The sequence below is a fragment of the Amycolatopsis sp. NPDC039088 genome (genome assembly GCF_055598845.1).
The window spans coordinates 56797-76590 of sequence record NZ_JBVKAE010000023.1; the positions used below are offsets into that span (position 1 = coordinate 56797).

At 67.9% G+C, this 19794-nt stretch carries 20 protein-coding genes; 14 read left to right on the forward strand and 6 right to left on the reverse strand.

Going from position 1 to position 19794, the window contains the following annotated elements:
* Positions 1-19: 19 nt before the first annotated feature.
* Positions 20-955, reverse strand: coding sequence for an ABC transporter ATP-binding protein (locus ACZ7KI_RS27140; protein WP_470275889.1), 936 nt, complete (start codon positions 953-955; stop codon positions 20-22).
* 190 nt (positions 956-1145) lie between these two features.
* On the opposite strand from ACZ7KI_RS27140, the gene ACZ7KI_RS27145 reads away from it, so the two are divergent.
* The gene (locus tag ACZ7KI_RS27145; RefSeq protein WP_470275890.1) at positions 1146-1724 is read left to right on the forward strand and encodes a TetR/AcrR family transcriptional regulator; all 579 of its coding nucleotides are present in this window, start codon (positions 1146-1148) and stop codon (positions 1722-1724) included.
* The gene (locus ACZ7KI_RS27150) at positions 1725-2636 is read left to right on the forward strand and encodes an SDR family NAD(P)-dependent oxidoreductase (RefSeq protein ID WP_470275891.1); all 912 of its coding nucleotides are present in this window, start codon (positions 1725-1727) and stop codon (positions 2634-2636) included. It begins immediately after the preceding gene.
* Positions 2637-2654: 18 nt separating this feature from the next.
* Here ACZ7KI_RS27150 and ACZ7KI_RS27155 read toward each other — a convergent pair whose 3' ends face one another.
* The 3 genes from ACZ7KI_RS27155 to ACZ7KI_RS27165 form a co-directional block, all read right to left on the reverse strand.
* The gene (locus tag ACZ7KI_RS27155; protein ID WP_470275892.1) at positions 2655-3068 is read right to left on the reverse strand and encodes a VOC family protein; all 414 of its coding nucleotides are present in this window, start codon (positions 3066-3068) and stop codon (positions 2655-2657) included.
* An 82-nt stretch (positions 3069-3150) separates the two neighbouring features.
* Entirely contained in the window at positions 3151-3807 is a 657-nt protein-coding gene (locus ACZ7KI_RS27160; protein ID WP_005167029.1) for a response regulator, read from the reverse strand.
* Positions 3804-5012: a sensor histidine kinase gene (locus ACZ7KI_RS27165; protein ID WP_470275980.1), complete on the reverse strand. Its 1209-nt coding sequence runs from the start codon at positions 5010-5012 to the stop codon at positions 3804-3806. Before ACZ7KI_RS27165 ends, ACZ7KI_RS27160 begins: the two co-directional genes overlap by 4 nt.
* 149 nt (positions 5013-5161) lie before the next feature.
* Between ACZ7KI_RS27165 and ACZ7KI_RS27170 the strand changes: the two genes are divergently transcribed.
* From ACZ7KI_RS27170 to ACZ7KI_RS27225, 12 genes are all read left to right on the forward strand, one after another.
* Positions 5162-6727, forward strand: coding sequence for a dynamin family protein (locus ACZ7KI_RS27170; RefSeq protein ID WP_470275893.1), 1566 nt, complete (start codon positions 5162-5164; stop codon positions 6725-6727).
* Positions 6728-7259: 532 nt separating this feature from the next.
* A complete protein-coding gene (locus tag ACZ7KI_RS27175) occupies positions 7260-7739 on the forward strand; it encodes a YqeB family protein (RefSeq protein ID WP_470275894.1) in 480 nt (159 codons plus the stop codon).
* Positions 7736-8392 carry a TetR/AcrR family transcriptional regulator gene (locus tag ACZ7KI_RS27180; RefSeq protein ID WP_470275895.1) on the forward strand — a complete coding sequence of 219 codons (657 nt, stop codon included), beginning with the start codon at positions 7736-7738 and terminating at the stop codon, positions 8390-8392. The genes ACZ7KI_RS27175 and ACZ7KI_RS27180 overlap by 4 nt, the downstream gene beginning before the upstream one ends.
* A gap of 34 nt (positions 8393-8426) precedes the next feature.
* On the forward strand, positions 8427-8930 hold the full coding sequence (gene grpE / locus ACZ7KI_RS27185; protein WP_470275896.1) for a nucleotide exchange factor GrpE: 504 nt from the start codon (positions 8427-8429) through the stop codon (positions 8928-8930).
* The gene (locus tag ACZ7KI_RS27190) at positions 8927-10768 is read left to right on the forward strand and encodes a dynamin family protein (RefSeq protein WP_470275897.1); all 1842 of its coding nucleotides are present in this window, start codon (positions 8927-8929) and stop codon (positions 10766-10768) included. The genes grpE and ACZ7KI_RS27190 overlap by 4 nt, the downstream gene beginning before the upstream one ends.
* Positions 10765-11130 (forward strand): hypothetical protein, encoded by a 366-nt coding sequence (locus tag ACZ7KI_RS27195; protein WP_470275898.1) that lies wholly within the window; start codon positions 10765-10767, stop codon positions 11128-11130. The genes ACZ7KI_RS27190 and ACZ7KI_RS27195 overlap by 4 nt, the downstream gene beginning before the upstream one ends.
* A 108-nt stretch (positions 11131-11238) precedes the next feature.
* Positions 11239-11955, forward strand: coding sequence for a DUF6802 family protein (locus tag ACZ7KI_RS27200; protein ID WP_470275899.1), 717 nt, complete (start codon positions 11239-11241; stop codon positions 11953-11955).
* A 397-nt stretch (positions 11956-12352) separates the two neighbouring features.
* Positions 12353-14176, forward strand: a complete 1824-nt coding sequence (locus ACZ7KI_RS27205; protein WP_470275900.1) for a phosphoenolpyruvate carboxykinase (GTP) — start codon at positions 12353-12355, stop codon at positions 14174-14176.
* Between the two features lie 84 nt (positions 14177-14260).
* The gene (locus tag ACZ7KI_RS27210; protein WP_470275901.1) at positions 14261-15133 is read left to right on the forward strand and encodes an LLM class F420-dependent oxidoreductase; all 873 of its coding nucleotides are present in this window, start codon (positions 14261-14263) and stop codon (positions 15131-15133) included.
* Positions 15130-15735 (forward strand): ABC transporter ATP-binding protein, encoded by a 606-nt coding sequence (locus ACZ7KI_RS27215; protein ID WP_470275902.1) that lies wholly within the window; start codon positions 15130-15132, stop codon positions 15733-15735. Before ACZ7KI_RS27210 ends, ACZ7KI_RS27215 begins: the two co-directional genes overlap by 4 nt.
* Complete coding sequence (locus ACZ7KI_RS27220) at positions 15729-16976, forward strand: hypothetical protein (RefSeq protein ID WP_470275903.1); 1248 nt, start codon at positions 15729-15731, stop codon at positions 16974-16976. The genes ACZ7KI_RS27215 and ACZ7KI_RS27220 overlap by 7 nt, the downstream gene beginning before the upstream one ends.
* A gap of 76 nt (positions 16977-17052) precedes the next feature.
* On the forward strand, positions 17053-17628 hold the full coding sequence (locus tag ACZ7KI_RS27225; RefSeq protein ID WP_470275981.1) for an EndoU domain-containing protein: 576 nt from the start codon (positions 17053-17055) through the stop codon (positions 17626-17628).
* Here the strand turns inward: ACZ7KI_RS27225 and ACZ7KI_RS27230 are convergent.
* Positions 17625-17897: a helix-turn-helix domain-containing protein gene (locus ACZ7KI_RS27230; protein WP_470275904.1), complete on the reverse strand. Its 273-nt coding sequence runs from the start codon at positions 17895-17897 to the stop codon at positions 17625-17627. The genes ACZ7KI_RS27225 and ACZ7KI_RS27230 overlap by 4 nt on opposite strands.
* A 158-nt stretch (positions 17898-18055) precedes the next feature.
* Positions 18056-19672, reverse strand: a complete 1617-nt coding sequence (locus ACZ7KI_RS27235; RefSeq protein WP_470275905.1) for an alpha/beta hydrolase — start codon at positions 19670-19672, stop codon at positions 18056-18058.
* Positions 19673-19794: the final 122 nt, after the last annotated feature.

Sequence of the window (19794 nt, forward strand, 5' to 3'; positions counted from 1 at the left end):
TCCTCAAAAGAGTGAGCGGCTACTGGGCGGCGACCACTTCGGCGGCTTCGGCTTCGAGACCGGTGTGGTACTCGACCGAATCGCCGGTGATCTGCATGAAGGCCTGCTCCAGGGAGCCGGTCTGCGGGCTGAGCTCGTGCAGCACGATCTGGTTGGCCGCGGCGATCTCGCCGATCTTGTCACTGTCCATTCCGGACACGACGAGGGCGTTGTCGACGGCGGTGACCTGCGCGCTCGCCTGGGTCAGCGCGGAGCCCAGCGCGGGCAGCTGCGGCGACCGGACCTTGACCGTGTTCTCGGCGGCACGGGAAATGAAGTCCGCGGTGGAGGACTGGGAGATCAGCTGTCCCTTGCCGATCACCACCAGTTGGCTCGCGGTCAGCGCCATCTCCGAAAGCAGGTGCGAGGAAACGAGTACGGTACGGCCTTCGTCGGCCAGCCGGTGCATGAACTTCCGGATCCAGAGGATGCCCTCGGGGTCGAGGCCGTTGACCGGCTCGTCGAAGAGGAGGACCTCCGGGTCGCCGAGCAGTGCCGCCGCGATCCCCAGTCGCTGCGACATACCGAGCGAGAAGCCACCGGCGCGCTTTCCGGCGACGCTGGTGAGCCCGACGGTTTCGAGTACCTCGTCGACCCTGGCCGCCGGGATCTTGTTCGACCTCGCCATCCACTGCAGATGCGCCCGCGCCGACCGGTTGGGGTGCACCCACTTGGCGTCCAGCAGGGCGCCGACCGTCCGCAGCGGATCCTTCAGCTCGCGGTAGAGCTTGCCGCCGATGCGCACCGAACCCGCGGTCGGGTTGTCCAGGCCGAGGATCATCCGCATGGTCGTCGACTTGCCCGCCCCGTTGGGGCCGAGGAATCCGGTGACCTCTCCACCCGCGACGGAGAAGGAAAGGTTGTTCACCGCCAGTGTCTTGCCGTACCGCTTGGTGAGGCCCACTGCCTCGATCATGTCTGCTCCCCTCGGCGACTGCGAAACAATCGTCGTCCATGTGGGTGGCCGAGCGCGTCATCCTGAGGTGCCAACCTGATACCCGACCTGAGAGGTAGCTTGCCGTCTCCCGACGGCGTACGCGATCGGTGATGCCCCCTGAGACCGACCCTGAATCGCCAGGGTTAATGAACCGTGGTTCAATAACTGCATGGCGAGGCCGCGCACCATCACCGACGAACGACTGCTGAAGGCGGCGGAGACCGTGATCGGCATGGTCGGACCGGGTTTCACGCTGGCACAGGTGGCGGCGGAGGCCGGGGTCGCGGTCGGCACCCTCGCTCAACGGTTCGGTTCCAAAAACGGCCTGTTGCAGGCGTTGAGCCGGTTGAACACGCGGACCGTCGTCGAGCGGATGCGGGAATGCGGCGAGCTGGCCGATCCCGTGGAGGGCCTGCGGGCCGCGATCGTCGTGGTCTACGAGGGCCTGGGGTCGGCGGAAACGGCGGCGAACCATCTCGGGCAGCTGGGGGTGGACATCGGCGATCCGGAACTCCGCGCCCTGCTGGGCGCGCATTTCGCCGCGGTGGAAGCGGAATTGCGGCGGTTGACGCGGGTCGCGGTGCGTGACCTGCCGGGTGCGCCGGGTGTCGTCCGTGCGGCGCGGGTGCTGCTGGGGGTGGCGAACGGGGCCGCGCTGGACTGGTCTATCCGGCCGAAGGGCCGGTTCCTCGATCGGGTGGGGCAAGACGTGGACGCGGTGCTGACCGCATGGAAAGGAGTGTCCTGAATGGACAAGAGAGTGGCCGTGGTCGCGGGGGCGACGCGGGGATGCGGCCGGGCGATCGCGGTGGAACTGGGCAGGCTCGGCTGGACGGTGTTCGTCACCGGCCGCACGACGCGGGAGCACCGGTCACCGATGAAACGGTCGGAGACGATCGAGGACACTGCGGAACTCGTCGACGCGGCGGGCGGCCGGGGTATCGCCGTCCGTACCGACTTCACCGTGGTGTCCGATGTGGACGCGCTGAAGGCGCGGATAGAGTCCGAAGTGGACGGGCGGATCGACGTCCTCGTCGACGACGTCTGGGGCGGTGACCCGTTCGCGGACTTCGAACGGGCGTACTGGGATTCGAGCCTCGACGACGCGCTCACGCTGGTGCACAACGCGATCGACACGCATCTGATCGCGCTGCACCGTCTTCTCCCGCTGGTCGTGAAGTCCGAGGGCGGCCTCGTCATCGAGGTCACCGACGGCGACCACGACGAGTACGTCGGCGCGGGGATCCCGTACTTCCTCGCGAAGTCCGGCATCCGCGCGATCGGCAGGGCGCTGGGAGCGGAACTGAAGAAGTACGGCTGCGTCGGCATGACCGTCACGCCGGGCTTCCTGAGGTCGGAGTCGATGCTCGACCACTTCGGCGTCACCGAGGAGACGTGGCGGGACGCGGTGGGCAAGACCGCGCCGGTCGACTTCGCCATCTCGGAGACCCCGGCGCTGCTCGGACGGGGCGTCGCGAAACTGGCGACCGATCCGGAGGTCGCGCGGTTCGCGGGCAAAACGCTGGCGTCGTGGACGCTGATGAACGAATACGGCCTGACCGACGTCGACGGCTCGCGTCCCGACTTCGGCAAGTGGATGGCCGAAGTCAGGGACGCGGGCAGGGATCCGGAGACGGCGGATCACGCCCTGTACCGCTGAGTTCGTGCTGGCCGGGAGCTACTTCTTCCCGGCCAGCACGTCCAGGTAGTGCTGGTTGAACATCACGCCGAGGACGTTGCCGAACGGGTCGACGACCGCCGCGGTCACGAAACCGGGTCCGCGCTCGATCACCGGCTCGTACTCCTTCGCGCCCTTTTCGAGCAGCTTCGCGAAAGCGTCTTCGACGTTGTCGACGGCCCAGTTCGCGATCGCTCCACCGGGGCCGGGCTGGGCGAGCGCGGGCCGGTAGTCGCCGCGGAGCAGCCCGAACTCGTGCTGGTAGTCGCCGATCCGGAACTCCGCGTACGACGGCTTCTCGTCATGGCCGTCGCGGACGAAGTACGGCTCGATCCCGAAGAGGTCGGAGTACCACTCGATCGCGGCGGTCATGTCGTCGGCGTAGAACGTGGTGGTGGTGAGTCCTCGCAGCATTTCCTTCTCCTCCGGTAGTGGCTCTGGAGACAAGGATCCACCGCAAAGTGCTCACCGAATGACCACTTTTCTCGACGAGTTCTCAGGTGACGCCGGGCCGCGCCAGACCGGTCTCGTAGGCGAGCACCACGGCCTGCACCCTGTCCCGCAGATCCAGCTTGGAGAGGATCCGCCCGACGTGCGTCTTCACCGTCGCTTCGGACAGGAACAGCGTCTCGGCGATCTCCAGGTTCGAAAGGCCCTTCGCGATCAGCACGAGCACCTCCCGCTCCCGTTCGGTGAGGACGTCGAGTTCGGCCGCGTCCCGCATCGGCTTCCCGCCGCCGCCGACGAACCGGTCGAGCAACCGCCGCGTCACCGACGGCGAGACCACGGCGTCGCCGGAAGCGACCGCCCGCAGCGCCGACACCAGGTGATCCGGCTGGGTGTCCTTCAACAGGAACCCGCTCGCCCCGCCCTGCAACGCCGAATAGACGTACTCGTCCAGATCGAACGTCGTCATCACGAGCACCCGCGCCGTCCCGGCCTCGACGATCCGTTTCGTCGCCTCGACCCCGTCCAGCACCGGCATCCGGACGTCCATCAGCACGACGTCCGGCCGCAGCTCCTCGGCGAGGCGGATGGCCTGCGCGCCGTCACCGGCCTCGCCGACGACATCGATGTCGGCCTGCGCGCCCAGCACCATCCGGAACCCGACACGCATCAATTCCTGGTCGTCGACGACCACCACTCGGATCACGTCGCCAACCTAACCGGGAGCCTCGCGTGCACTTGCCACCCTCCACCTGGAGCGGGGCCGACCTCCAGCGTGCCGCCGAAGACGTTCGCCCGTTCCCTCATGCCGATCAAACCGTTCCCGCCGGGGACCGCGAGCCGTCGTGGCCCGGTGGGCGCTCCGTGCGGAGCGGCCTTCGTCGCGGCAGGCACGAGCTGTTTGGCGTTGCCGGCGCCGTCGTCGGTGACCCGGACGTCGATCACGTCCGCCTCCCGGCGCACCAGTACCTCCGCCTGCGCGCCGTGCCCGGCGTGCTTGAGCGTGTTCGTCAGTGACTCCTGGACGATCCGGTACACGCCGAGCGAGACACCGGCGGGCAGCCCGTCGAGCGCGTCCACGCCGATCGCCAGCGTCACCGGCACCCCGGCCAGCCGGATGCGATCCGCGAGATCGGTCAGCGCGCTGGCGTCCGGCTGCGGTACGCGAGGCTCCTCGTCACCGTCGCTGCGGAGCACGTCCAGCAGCCGTCGCAGCTCGGCGAGCGCGCCGCGGCCGGTCTCCGAGATCGTCTGCAAGGCCCGTTTCGCCATCTCGGGATTCCCGTCGACCGCGTACGAGGCGCCATCGGCCTGCACGACCATCACGCTCACCGCGTGCGCGACGACGTCGTGCAGCTCACGGGCGATCCGTCCGCGTTCCTCACCGACGGCGATCCTGGTCGCCTGGTCCCGTTCGGTCTCCAGTAGATGCAACCTGGCCTCCACCTCCTCGTGATAGGCACGTCTCGCGCCGGCGAACTCGCCGAGCGTCCAGCACAGTGCCGCGGCGAAGACGCCGATGATGGCCAGCACCAAGACGTCCTCCGGCGGATCCACCCGCAGTTGGATCCCCGAGATGACGAGCGTCGCCAGCAGGTACAGCAGCCCTTGTCTGCGCCCGACGTAGACCAGCACCGAGTAGATGCTGATCATCAACGCCAGCGCGCTGGCCACGCCCAGTTCCAGCGCGCCGTGCGGGATACCGACCAGCAGCACCGCGTACGCCGACCACAGCGTCGCCTTCCGGCGGAAGATCAGCGGAAGGACCATCGCGATGTCCAGCGGCACCGCCACATACCAGGGTGGCATCGGGACTTCCGGCGTCTCGGCCGCCGCGACGTAGAACAGCAGGTCGGTCAGCAACAGGACGACGGCGATGAAACTGTCACCCGCCATGGGGTGGGCACGCATCCAGAGGCTCAACCGTCGCACCTGGTAACACTATGTCGGCCCGGGCCGCTCGCGCGTCAGTCGCCGGTACCACCTTCGGTGCGACCCGAGGATGAGCGGCATGGCACGATTCGACTCGGCAGGCTCGACGACTGGGAGGGGCAGGCGCCGTGACGTCACCGACGGAGCAGGGGCGGCTCGCCGGTCCGCTGTCGATGTCGGTGGCGAACCTCTGCCATCGCCTGCAGCCGCAGGTGTCCGCGCGGACCGCCGCCGGATTCGCCGAAGTGCTGCGCAGGCTGGGCGGTCCGCTGCAGGTCGCCGTCGCGGGGCGGATCAAATCCGGTAAGTCCACGCTGGTCAACGCCCTGATCGGGCGCCGGGTCGCGCCGACCGACGTCGGCGAGTGCACCCGGCTGGTGACCCGGTTCCAATACGGCACTGTCGACCGCGTGGAGATCGTCTTCAACGACGGCCGCAAGCAGGTGCTGCCGTTCGCCGCCGACGGGATGATCCCGGCGGAGCTCGGCATCGAAATCGAGAAGGTCTCGCATATCGAGGCGTACCTCACCAACGCGGTCCTGCAGGGGATGACCGTCATCGACACCCCCGGCCTCGGTTCGCTCGACGCCGCGTCGGTGTCGCGGACCGAGCAGCTGCTGGGCGCGGCGAAGCATCGCAAGGCCGACGACGATGACGACGAAGAGGGCTCCGACGAGCTGGATGACACTTCGCGCAACGCTGTCGCGGGTGCCGAGGCCGTGCTCTACGTGGTCACGCAGGGCGTGCGCGCGGACGACCAGCAGGCGCTCGCCGCGTTCACCGCGGCGACCGCGAGCCGCGAGGCCGGCCCGGTCAACGCGATCGCGGTGCTCAACAAGGCGGACACCATCGCGCCGGAGTCGGTCGAAGGCTCGGGCGGCGACGTGTGGAAGGCCGCGACGCTGCTTTCGGAGAAGCAGGCCGCGACGCTGAAACCCCGCGTCGCGGACGTGCTGCCGGTGATCGGGCTGATCGCGGAATCGGCGGAGTCCGGCGGGTTCACCTCCGGCGACGCCGAGGCGCTGCGCCAGCTGGCCGAGATGGACGACGACATCCTCGAGACCATGCTGATCTCGGCGGACATCTTCACCAGCTGGGAATGCGACGTCGCGGCGGGTACCCGGCTGCGGCTGCTGGAGAAACTGGACCTGTTCGGCGTCCGGTATGCCGTCGAGGCGATCCGCAAGGAACCCGAGATCACCGCGGGCTCACTGCGTCGGAAGCTCATCGACGCCTCGGGGCTCGAAGCCGTCCGACAGCGCCTGAGCATCGTCTTCGCCGCCCGCGCCGACGGCATCAAGGCGGCCGCCGCACTGGCTTCGGTCACCGCGCTCGCCCACGCCTCGGGCGACCCGGCCGAACGGCAGCGGGTCCACGACGCGATCGAGGTCCTGCTCGCCAAGCCCGAGGCGCACCAGCTCCGGCTGCTCGAAGCGCTCACGCTGGTGGCGTCCGGAGCGGTCGACATGCCAGAGGACCTGTCGGAGGAGGTCCTGCGGGTCGGGAGCAACGCCGACATCGGAGCCCAGCTCGGCAAGCCGGGCGCACCCCGAGCCGAACTCGCGGCGCACGCCCTGGAACGCGCAGGCTGGTGGCGCTCCTTCGCGTCCTTCGGCGCGACGCCCGCCCAAAGCCGCGTCGCGCACGTCGTGCACCGGGCGTACTTCCTCATCTGGCAACAAATCCGCGACTGACCCCTCGCCTTCCCCCGCATTCTAGGGTCCCGGCGAAGTCGCATAACTGCTGGTCGGCTCCATTACTAGAGCGGGTCAAGGCGAACGTGTCGTGGCGTACCCGGCGGGAGCGGATTCACGCAAAAGGGGCCTCACCTGGCTCCCGACTGTCCATAAGGGACACTTCTCGGGACAAGTGTGCCCGATTTGGTCGAGTTGTGGGGTTTGGCGAGGGGGTCGTGAGTGATGTGGGTCGTTCTAACCCTCATTAACACTCACGACCCCGCGCGGAAACGTATTTAGCGGCATCAATCGGACAGTCGATCGGCTGGCGGTGTCCCTTGTGGACACTGAAGTCCCGCTGGTGTCCAGAATCAGGCCTGCCCTACCCCGGCTCGATCAAGCTCCGCCGCTGGTGCGCGCGGCCCGTGACAGTGCAGGCATAGCCGCCTGACCTGCAAGATCGCGACTTTGCCGAGACCTTCCCCCGCATTCAGAGGACCAAACGCGGCCCGGTTTGATAAACCGAGTGCTCGGTCTAATAATAGAGCCCATGGAAACGATCGTCGACGAACCCCAGTGGCTGCGCGCGGGCTCCTGGCTCGGCTGCCCACTGGCGGGCGCCGCCATCGGCTGGTTCCTCCAGTCGATCTCGGGCTGGGTGGTCTCCCTGAGCTGGGTCCCGTTCAAGGGCCCGTTCCAGCTCGTCTCGGACATCCCCCACCCGTGGGGTGCGGTCGCCGGGATCGGCGCGGGCCTGGTCCTCGGCCTGCTGTTCGCCGCGGTCTGGGCGCACGAGCGGCTCATCGTCAAGGTGACGCCGACGCGCATCACGCTGACCACAAAGGGCCGCAGCCGCGCCTATGAGGCCGAGCTCGAAGCCGTCTTCCTCGACGGCAAGGAACTCGTCCTGCTCGCCGCCGACGGCCGGGAACTGGTCCGCGAGAAGGCCGACGTCGATCGCCAAGCCGTCGCCAAGGCCTTCCTCGAGTACGGCTATCCGTGGCTGGACGAGCCACCGGCGGTGAAATGAGGACGGTCGACCCGGTCAAGCACGAGGCGAAGCGCCGCGCGATCCTCGACGCCGCCACGGTGTGCTTCGCGGAGAAGGGCTTCGCGAAGACCACGACGGCGGAGATCTGCCGCGCCGCCGGGATCAGCACCGGCAGCCTTTTCCACTACTTCCCGAACAAGCGCGCGGTCTTCGTCGGCATCTTCGAGCAGGACGCCGACGAGACCACGGCCCTGCTCGCGGCGGCGAGGGAACTCGAGGATCCCTGGGAATCGATCCTCCACGTCATGGTGCACGTCTGCGAGCAGCTCCTGCACCCCGTCGTGGCCAAGCTCGTCCTGGAAGTCGCCGCGCAGTGCGCCCGCGACGCCGAACTGGCCGAGCTGATCCAGGGCAACGACCGGTTCCTGCGTGATGGCCTCCTCGACCTCGTGGAGCGGGCGATCGGGGCGGGACGGATCGATCCCGGCTTCGAACCGAAGGTCGCCGCAGACTGGCTCACCGCGTTGATCGACGCGCCGCTTTCCCGGGTGATCCTGGATCCCGAGCTCGATCCGGCCGCGGAAATCGCGGTGCTGAAGGTGATGCTCACCAGATTCCTCCGCCCCGTTCTGCCGATTTCACCCCCAGACGGCGCGGCCGTAGCCGACACTGGTGAAATCTCTCCGAGCTGATCGGGCAGCTCGAGAACGCCAGTAACGGGGGTCGATGCGGGTGGGTGCCTGGCTGCGCAAGAAGGCGGTCGAAGTGGAGAATCCGGACGATGTGCCGACCGGTCAGATCCCGGCCGTGAGCATCGCGGCGATCATCGCCGAAGCCGACGGTGAGACTTCGCCCGTCGAGGGAACCGAGGCCGTCGAAGCCGCGTCGAAGACCGATGTGGAGTCCACGACCACGGGTCCGGCCGACCTCGAACAGGCTCTCGCCGACCGGCAGGCGCTGATCCAGCTCTGCCTGTACGCCCTCGACCGCGCCCGCAGCGGCGGCGTCGTCGAGCGGCTCGAACACGGTCTCGCCGGCATCGGTGTCCGTGCCCTGCGCCCGGACGGCGAGCGGTTCGACCCCGCCGTGCACGAGGCCGGTGGCGCGGTCGCGACGGAGGATCCGGCACTCGAAGGGCTCGTCGCGGAGACCGAGGTCGTCGGCTTCGCCGATCACGACCGCGTCCTGCGCGCGCCGATCGTCATCGTCTACGCGAAGAAGGCCCAGTGACCGCTCCGAGCGCGGCGGCCAACCTGCCGGCGGTCGTGAAGAGCACCCGCGAACAGCTGCTCACCGTCGTCCGTGAAGCCGATCCTCAAGCCGCCAAATGGGTCGAGGACGTCCGGAAGGCGCGGCCGAAGAAGCCGTCGGTCGTGGTGGTCGGCGAGACCAACCGCGGCAAGAGCTCGCTCGTGAACGCGCTCCTGTCCATGCCCGGTCTGTCCCCTGTGGACGCCGATGTCGCCACGGCGACGTACCTCGTCTTCGAACATGCCGAGCAGTGGTCCGCGCAGGCCTGCTATCCGGGGCAGCTGGCTCCGGTGCCGATCAACCTGAACGAGCTGATCCACTGGGTTTCGGCCGCGCACGAACTGCCGGAAGGGCAGATCCCGCCGCGTTACGTCGAGGTCTCCGGCCCGGTACCGCTACTCGAACGCGTGTCCATTGTGGACACTCCCGGTGTCGGTGGGCTCGACTCGCTGCACGGCGAGCTGGCGAAGGAGGCGGCGGCCGGTGCCACCGCGCTGCTGTTCGTCGTGGACGCCTCCTCCCCGTTCACCGCGCCGGAGCTGCAGTTCCTGCACGACATGGGCGAGCGCGTCGAGACCGTGCTGTTCGCGCTGACCAAGACCGACCAGTTCCGCGGCTGGCGCGAAGTACTCGAAGCCGACCGGCGGCTGCTCGCCGAGCACGCTCCCCGGTTCGCCGACGCGGTGTTCCACCCGGTGTCCGCGCGCATGTTCGAAACGGCGACCAAGGCGCCGAACGAGCAGATGGCGATGATGCTGCGGGAGAAGGCCGGGATCGCGGCGCTCCAGGGCGCGCTGCAGGAGATGCTGGTCGGCCGCTCGGCGATGCTGGGCGAGGCCAATACCCTGCGCGCGTTGTCAAGCGCGCTCGCCGAACTCAAGGCGAAGCTGCAGGCGGAAAGCCGTGCGCTGTCCGCCGGTGAGGCCGAGGCGGAACAGCTGCGCCAGCGCCGCGACGACCTGACCACCGAACGTCGCTCGTCGACGCGTGGCTGGCAGCTGAAACTGCGTGCGGAGATCCAGCGGACCCGTGTCGAGGTCGGACACGAGACCAGCAGGCAGATGCGCGACGCGTCGACGCATTTCCGGCAGCAGATCGACGGCGCGAAACGCGACGCCCTCGCCGCGCTGCCGCAGCAGGTGGACATCGCGCTGCAGACGACGTCGCAGCGGATCTCGATGCTGCTCTCCCAGCGGCTCAACCAGGTCACGAACGTCGCGCTTTCGGAGCTGTTCTCTGCCGAGGAACTCGACATCATCCGCGGCCAGTTCGCCAGGGCGGGCGGCCCGCCGGTCGTGCTGCGCCCGCCGGACAAGAAACCGCCGACGGCCGAGGACAAACTGCTCATCTTCATGGGCGTTTCCGGCGGTCTCGGCGCCGGGAAGGTCGCCGCGCTGCCGCTGGCGGGCGTCGCGATCCTGAACCCGGTGATCCTGCCCGCCACGATCATCATCGGCCTCGGCGCCGGCTGGTGGATGGCACGGACCCGCAAGCACGCGTCCGACAAGCAGCACATGAAGCAGTGGCTGGTCGAGGCGATCGCCGACGCGCGGTCCACGTTGGACCAGCTCGTCGCGGAGCAGCTGATCGAGGCCGAACAGCAGCTGTCGATGGCGCTCGACGAAGCACTCGGCCGCCGCATCGACGCGATCGAGGCGGAGCTGAAGGAAGTCGACAAGACGATCAAGATGGGCGCGCAGGAACGGGCGAAGAAGATCTCGGTCGTCGCGAAGCGCCTCAAGGACGTCTCCGACGGTCGCGACCGCGCCGAGGCACTCCTCGGTCGCATTCGGTCACTGCGCGACAATCAGGCGTGACCTTTCCTCCGCAACCGCCCCAGCAACCTCACGGACAGCAGCCGCAGCAGCCGCCGGGACAGCAGCCGCCGTACCCGCCACAGCAGCAGCCGTTCGGGCAGCCCTACCCGCCACAGCAGCAGTTCGGGCAGCAGTTCCCGCAGCCGGGACCCGCGCAAAGCCCGTTCCCGCCGCTGCCTCCGCAGAAGGGGCTGCCCGCGAAGCTGCAGCGGCTGAGCGAAATGGCCCGCGATCCACAGGGTCGCAAGAAGCTGATCCTCAGGACCTTGCTCGGCATCGTCGCGCTGATCGTTTTCATCGTCGCGGTGGTCGCGCTGTTCGCCTTCGTGATCGCTCCGGTGGCCGACCACTTGTCGAAGTAGCCGCTCCGGACGGCCCAGCCGGGTGGCGCTGTTGTGGACCGGAACCGAACGGGCCTACGGTGAGTCATAAGCTTCGACACACCAGCAGGTCAACGAGGGGGTTATCCCATGTGGGTCGACGAGAGCGGCGGCACGGACACCGAGGCGGGCTCCACGGAGGCCGTGACGGTCCACGTTGACGGCGAGGAGTACCAGGCCGAGCTCAACTACGACCTCGACAAGGACGGCGTGAACGACGCGGCCGTCATCCAGCACGACGACGGCACCGGCCAGGCCTTCGTGGACACCGATGGCGACGGCGACGCCGACCAGTACGCGGTGCTCGACGAGAACGGCAAGGTCGTCCAGGAAGCCGTCTACGACGAGGCCTCCGGCGCCTGGGTCGAAGCGGGCGGCAGCGACGACAGCGGCAGCGACGCGGGCACCAGCGGCACCATGCACGCCGACATGCCCAACGGCGACGTCGAGGTCGGCCCGCCGACGATCGACACCAACGGTGACGGCACTCCCGACACCGCCGTCATCCAGACCGAGGACGGCCGCACGATCGCGTTCACCGACAAGGACGGTGACGGCAAAGCCGACATCGCGGTCGAGACGGACGCTTCGGGCAACTCGAAGACCTACGAGCACACCGGCCCCGGCCAGTGGACCGAGACCAACAGCGGCGTGGTCAACGAGGACATCGGCTCGGCTTTCGCGAGCACTCCGGCCGCCGTCGGCGACCCGGCGGGCGACGCGGCGTGGGGTGGCGCGGGCACCGAAACACTCGAAGGAGTGGCGAAGATCGATTCCGCCACCGGCCAGTGGATCAGTCCTAACTAAACCTTGAAATGGCCTGAACCACCAGTCGAATGGTTTAGTCCATTCCATTAGGCCAATTCGTGTAATCCTGGTCACAGAACAGCCCGGTACGAGATCTCGTGCCGGGCTTTCTCATGTCCGATTCGCCCCGCCCGTTGTGCAGTCGATCACCGGAAGAATTTTTGCGTATGGCCCATTCCGGTGATACTGAATCGATTCCCTTATCGTTCTTGTGAGAGAACCGACAGGTCAGCTCTCGGTTACCTGCCGGTCATCCGGCTACTCTCGGGGAATCCCAAAACCTGCACACCGGCCTTCCCGCCGGTGTGCGAAGCCATTCGGTCGCCGGCATCGAAGCCCGCATCGGAACAGCGTCGTTCCCGGTGTGGGCTTCTGCCGTCGGAAGTCAGGAGTAGAGATGACCGCAGTCGCCATCCCCGGACTGGATAAAGCGCCGACGACGCACTCCGGCGTCCTGTCCTGGGTCCGGGAGGTCGCCGAGCTGACCACCCCGGACCGCGTGGTGTGGGTCGACGGGTCCGACGAAGAGGCCGCGCGCATCAACGCCGAACTGGTCGCCGCCGGCACGTTCGTGCAGCTCGACGCGAAGCCCAATTCGTACTGGGCCGCTTCCGACCCGAATGACGTCGCCCGTGTCGAAGAGCGCACCTTCATCTGTTCGGAGAACGAAGAAGACGCCGGTCCCACCAACAACTGGATGGACCCGGCCGAGATGAAGGCCACGATGACCGAGCTGTACCGCGGGTGCATGCGCGGTCGCACGATGTACGTGATCCCCTTCTGCATGGGCCCCCTCGGCGCCGACGACCCCAAGCTCGGCATCGAGATCACCGACTTCGCCTACGTCGTCGCCTCCATGCGCGTGATGACCCGCGCCGGCAAGGCCGCGCTGGACAAGTTCGTCACCGAAGACGGCACCGAACGCGAGTTCGTCCCGGCGCTGCACTCCGTCGGCGCCCCGCTGGAGCCCGGCCAGAAGGACGTCTCCTGGCCGTGCAACACCACCAAGTACATCTCGCACTTCCCCGAGAGCCGGGAGATCTGGAGCTACGGCTCCGGCTACGGCGGCAACTCGCTGCTCGGCAAGAAGTGCTACTCGCTGCGCATCGGTTCGGTCATCGCCCGCGACGAGGGCTGGCTGGCCGAGCACATGCTGATCCTCAAGCTGATCTCGCCGGAGAACAAGGTCCACTACGTCGCGGCGGCGTTCCCGAGCGCCTGCGGCAAGACCAACCTCGCCATGCTGCAGCCGACCATCCCCGGCTGGCGCGCCGAGACCCTCGGTGACGACATCGCGTGGATGCGATTCGGCGAGGACGGCCGCCTGTACGCGGTGAACCCCGAGTTCGGCTTCTTCGGCGTCGCGCCGGGCACCGACTGGCACACCAATCCCAACGCGATGCGCACCATCGAAAAGGGCAACACGGTCTACACGAACGTGGCGCTCACCGACGACGGCGACGTCTGGTGGGAGGGCATGGGCGAGAAGCCCGCGCACGCCACCTCCTGGAAGAAGCAGGATTGGACGCCGGAGTCGGAAGAGAAGGCCGCGCACCCGAACTCGCGCTACTGCACGCCGATGTCGCAGTGCCCGATCCTCGCGCCCGAGTGGGACGACCCGAAGGGTGTGCCGATCTCGGCGATCCTGTTCGGCGGCCGTCGCAAGACCACGGTTCCGCTGGTGAACGAGGCCCGCGACTGGCAGCACGGCGTGTTCATGGGCGCCACCATGTCGTCGGAGACCACAGCGGCCGCCGCCGGCGCGGTCGGCAACGTGCGCCGCGACCCGATGGCCATGCTGCCGTTCCTCGGCTACCACGCCGGTGACTACTTCAAGCACTGGCTGGACCTCGGCAAGAACGCAGACGCGAACAAACTGCCGAAGATCTTCTACGTCAACTGGTTCCGTCGTGGCGACGACGGTCGCTTCCTGTGGCCGGGCTTCGGCGAGAACTCGCGGATCCTGAAGTGGGTCATCGACCGCGTCGAAGGCAAGGGCAACGCGAACGAGACCCCGGTCGGCTTCGTGCCGAACGCCGAGGACCTCGACACCGAGGGCCTCGAGGAGCCGCTGGCCGACATCCAGGCCGCGCTCGACGTCTCCGCCGAGGAGTGGCGCCAGGAACTGCCCCTGATCGAGGAGTGGTTCGAGAAGATCGGCGACAAGGTCCCGTCGTCGCTGCGTGACGAACTGGACGCGCTGAAGCAGCGTCTCGGCTGATCCAGCACTCCGGAGAAGGCCTCATCCTCATGGTCATTCCTGAGGATGAGGCCTTCTTCTTTCGCTCTTGGGTACCGTGGCCGCATGGTCAAATTCGGCGTCAACATGGTCGTCCCGGAGAGCCGGGCGGCGTGGGTCGGGAAATGCCGCAGGGCGGAGGAGCTCGGGTTCGACGTCATCGGTGCAGCGGATCATCTGGGGATGGCGCCGCCCTTTCCCGCGCTCGTGCTCGCCGCCGAAGTGACCGAACGCGTGCGGCTCAACACCTTCGTGATCAACACCGCCTTCTACAACCCGGTGCTGCTCGCCCGCGATGTCACGGGCACGGATCAGTTCACCGAAGGCAGGCTGGAACTCGGGCTCGGCGCGGGGTACGTGAAGTCCGAGTTCGAAGCGGCCGGGATGGACTTCCCCAGTGCGGGTAAGCGGGTCGATCACCTCGAACACACCATCAAAGAACTCAAACGGCTCTACTCCGACGATGCCCACAAACCGGAAACCGTGCAGAAACCGGGCCCGCCGTTGATGATCGCCGGCCGTGGGGACAGGTTGCTCACGCTGGCCGCCGAACACGCCGACATCATCGGGTTCACCGGCACGTCCGCGGTTCCCGACGGCGGTGCGCTCGTCGCCGCGGACGCCGCGGAAATCGAAGAACGAGTGAACTTCGTCCGGGAAAAGCTGAACGGCCGCGAAGCCGAATTGAACATTCTTTCGCATTTCATCGGTGTCGTCGAAGACCGGCAGACCGGGTTGGAGCAGGTCCGCCATTCGTTGAAGGGGTCGCTGACCGTCGAGCAGCTCGCCGAATTGCCGACGGCGTTGATCGGTACGCCGGAGCAGATCGCCGATCAGATCCTGGCTCATCGCGAGCGGTTCGGCTTCACCTATTTCACCGTGCTGGAGCACAATATGGAGTCGTTCGCGCCGGTGCTCGAGGTGCTGCGCGGCCGATGATCGACGTACGCGGGCTCGGTGTCCAGGCCGGGGAGCAGTGGTTGTTCGACGGCCTCGATTTCGAGGTCGACGCGGGCGAATGCGCGGTGATCGTCGGCCCGAACGGGGTCGGGAAATCGACCCTGCTGCGCTGCCTGTACGGAACGCAGACCCCGCAGCGGGGCCGGGTCGTCGTCGCGGGCGGAAAACCCGACGAACGCGACCTTTCCTTCCGTCGCAAGGTTTCCGTGCTGTTCGACGATTCGGATTTCTTCGCCGAACTGACCCCGCTCCAGCATCTCGAACTGCTGGAGGGCTCGTTCGGAGCGGATCTCGGCGATTTCGGTGCGCTGCTGGCGGACGCGGGTCTTTCCGAACGGGCCAAGGTCACCGCCGGAAAATTCTCCGCCGGGCAGCGCCGCCGACTGCTGCTCCTCGGCGCGACGGCGCGGCCGCACGACGTACTGCTCCTCGACGAGCCCGAGCGAGCGCTCGATGTCGCCGGGAAGGAATGGCTGACCTCGCTGATCGCGCGTTCGACCGGCGCGGGGGCGGCGGTCGTCGTGGCCACGCACCATCCCCCGCTGCTCGAAGCGGCCGATTCCACCCTCGAGTTGTGGTGAGTACCAAGGCCCCCACGCGGGTTCCGGGGCGTCAGCGATTCGGCGGACTGCTCAACGGGGATTACCAGACCTTCCTGGCGCTGTTCGGATTCGGCGCGCTGTTCACCGCGTTCCAGAACCTGCCGAAGTTACGCCATTTCCTTTTTGGACAGTCCGTTGTGGACTTCGCCGCGGTGTTCGGTCTCTTGATCGTGCTGTGCGCGATCTTCTGGCGAAGCCTGCTGCGCCGCGGTTTCGTCTGGGCCGAACCGGCGGCGCTGACGTGGATGGACTTCGCGGGCGTCGACAGGCGCCGCCTCGTCGTGAAGCGGATGTGGACGTTGTGGCTGGGCCTGGTCGTGGTGGTCGGCTACACCGGGGCGCTGGTCACCGCGATCGGCGGCGGGTCGAAGGACGTCTGGATCGCGATGTCGGCCTTGACCGCTTCCGGCGCGATCCTGGCCGGGGTCACCGCCCGGCGGACGGCGATCCGTGGCGAAACGGCGGGCCCGGTCGTGCTCGCACTGGCCGGGCTGGCGGTGGCCGCCGCCGGACTGGGCCCGATCGCGGTCGAAGCGCTGGCCGGCGCCCTGTTCATCGTCGCGGTCGCGGTGGCCTTCGGCGGTGAGCCGGTGTCCGGGGTCGGTCGCCAGGAACTCGTCGACGGCTGGAACGCGCGGCTGCTGCGGGCGATGGCCGTGGTCTTCATGGACCCCATGCTGCTGATCCCGGAATCGAGGCCGGTGCCGTGGCTGTCGCTGAGGCGGCCGACGACACTGCGGCTCGCGTTGGCCGGGGTGCTCGGCCGTCTGCGTTACGCGGCGGCCGGTGTGGTGATCGCGTGCCTGACCGGCGCCGGGCACCTCGCCTTCCCCGCGATCCCGGCGGCACCGCTGTTCGCGCTCGGCGCGTACGCGGCCCTCGTGCCGTTCGTCGGCGGGCTCGGCGAACTGTGGCGCAACCCCGGCCGCAGGCGCTGGCTCGGCGCGTCCGACTGGGAGTTGCGGCTGGTCAACGGCCTGGTGATCGCCGTACTCGGCTTCGGGTGGGGCGGGCTGCTCGGCCTGGTGACCTTGACGCTCGGAGTGACTCCCGCCTGGCCGGTGTGGCTCGCGATCCCGTTCGCCTCCGTCGCCGCGCTGCGGACGGCGACGCGGCCGCCGATGAACTACGAAGTCGGCGGCGGGGCCGCTGGGATGCAGGCACTCCGAGGCGCCGACTTGCTGATCGTCGGCTCGATAGTGCTCTCCGTGACCACCTGACCTCACCCGTTCCCGCGTTCGGATCATTCGAATACTCCGAATGCCAGCTACCCTCGGGGCGACGAAGGGAGCACGAGTGGGCGGCGGGCACGCACCGGGAAAGGGACGGCGGGCGACCAGCGAATTCCCCGCGGGCTGGACCGACGAGCAGATCATCGCGGTGATCAAGGACGTCGCGAACGATCCCAGCGAACCTCGACGCAGACAGCACAACGGCCGCTGGCGCTGTGCGGGCGAACGGTACGGCGTGCACCTGATCGTGCTGGTCGAGGACAACGGGAACGTCAAGACGGGATATCCGGTCGCGGGCCCCGGCGTGGTCCGCAATCCCGACACCGCTGCCGATCCGGCGAACCCGACCGTCGCCGACCTCGCCGCCGGTCGCATCAGCTTCTTCGGCGAAAGCCTGCTCGACCAGATCGCCGACCGCGTCGCGCCGGACATCCTGGCGTTCTACCGGACCCTGCATTGGTCGGGCGAGTGGGAAGAGCTGGCCGACGTCCTCATCGCGCACGCGATGAACGAGAACCTGCGGCTCGGGGTGGACGAGTTCGCCACCCTGGAGAGCCTGTTGAACAGCTTCGAGCTGCCGATCGACGGCTTTCTCTACCTGAACGACCGGGCACACACCCTGGCCACCCTGCGCCCCTAGCTCGCTTCGGCGACTTCAGCGGCTCCGTCCACAGACGCGCGGAGGACGTCCAGCGGCATTCCGACGGCGTCGGCGATCGCCGCCACCGTGAAGAAGGCGGGCGTCGGGATCCGGCCGGTCTCGATCTTCCGGAGCGTCTCCACCGAGATCCCGGCCTCAGCGGCGACCTCGACCATGCTCCGCGACGCCGACGCGCGGGCGTCCCGGAGCGCCAGCCCCAGCCGCTCGCCGCGTTCGCGTTCTTCGTCCGTCAACGGCACTCGCACCATGCGCCCAATACTAATACCGCCTCGCGAGGCATCCTGCCGGAGTTGTCCCCACCGGGTTGCCCACAGCCTGTGGATAACTCTGTGCACAGGTCTGTGGACCGGTAAAAGAAAGGGCCCCGCCGAGCCGAAACTCGACGGGGCCACAATCCCTAGGGGTTTCAGGTGCCCGCGGGCACCGGAAGTGGGAGTCCGGGGACGCTCTGGTCGTTCGGCACCTTGCCGTCGACGAGGAAGTCCTCCACGAGCTTGTCCACACCCGCGTTGCCGCCGGCGTAGATGCCGTGGTCACCTTCACCGGTCACCGTGATCATCCGCGAGTTCGCGAAGCCGCGGTGCGCACGGGTCGCGCCCTCGATCGGGGTCGCCGGGTCGTGCACCGACTGGACGATCAGCACCGGCGGGACACCGGCACCGTCGAGCTTCGGCAGGTCGACCGGCTTGTTCTTCCAGAAGATGCACGGCTGGATCAGCCAGCCGGCGCCGAGCAGCGGCAGGTCCTTGTCGATCAGCTTCTGCGACTGCCGGATCACGCTGTTCCGGTTGCCGTACCACGGGCCCTCGTTGCAGGGGATGGTCCAGAAGCTGGCGTTGTAGGAGTCGCCGTCGGTCGGGACGAACAGCGGCTGCGGGCCGATGACGCCGTCACCGTCCACCGTCTCCGCCTTGACCTTCTGCGCGGCCGTGGCCTTCTGCTGCTGGGTCGAGGTGCCCTCGGTCAGCGTCTTCAGGTTGACCAGGTAGTCGGCCAGCGTCGTGAAGTTCCGCTTCGAGTAGAGGAAACCGGCGATGGTCGAGTCGAGGGCGTTGGCCGACACCGGGACGCCGTCCACCTCGACCGGGTTCTGCGTCAGCGCGAAGCGGACCTTCTCGTAGGTCTGGCGCGCGGCTTCACCGGTCTTGCCGAAGCCGTAGACCTTGTCGTACTTGCCCATCCACGGCAGGAAGTCCTGACGCCAGCGGCGCTCGAAGCCGAGCGGCTGCCCGTCGAAGGAGTTCTGCCAGGTGGTGGTGAACTCGGTCGACGAGTCGAGCAGGAACTTGCCGGTCCGGGTGGGGAACTGCTGCGCGTAGTGCGCGCCCATCCAGGTGCCCGCCGAGTAGCCGACCCAGTTGATCTTGTCGCGGCCGAGCAGGACACGCAGCAGGTCGATGTCGCGAATGGTCTGCGCGGTGTTGATGAGCGGGCCCAGCTCGCCGGACTTCACCTGGCACGAGTCCGCCGCGTACTTGGTGGCGTCCAGGATCAGGTTGAGGTTCGCCCGGCTGCGGTCGCGCGGGTCGAGGTCGGAGCCGGTGCCGATCGCGTTGCCGCAGGTGATGTTGGTGCTCTTGCCGGTGCCGCGCGGGTCGAGACCGATGATCTCCTGGTTCGCGCGCAGCTTCGTCTGGTTACGCAGACGGGCCGGGAAGTTACGGCCCGGAGCGCCAGGGCCACCCGGGTTCGTGATGACGCTGGCCGTCGCCTTGCCGCTGGTCGCGGCGAGACGGCTGACGGCGATCGTCAGGTCGATGTTCTCGCCGGGCTTGTACCAGTTACGCGGCGACAGGTAGGTCGCGCACTCGATGTTCTCGGCACCCGGAGGCGGCGCTGACGGCAGCTCACCGGCCGTGCACTTGTGCCAGTCCAGCTTCTGGCCCGCGTACTTCGCCGGAATGTTGGTGGAGTTCAGAGGCTGCTGCGTGGCCGCCTCAGGTCCTGCGAAAGCAGGAGTGAACCCGGCCAGCATGGTGCCGGCGACAGCCGGGATCACCACCGCATAGCGGAGTTTCTTCATCCGATGCCCCTTTGGTCTTGCGTGCGAAGTTCCTGTTCGCGACTGCGGGCTATTGATATCCGCTCCGGATGCGGGCGGCAACCGTCCTTCGTCGGATCGACGGTGCTGATCAAATCGATATC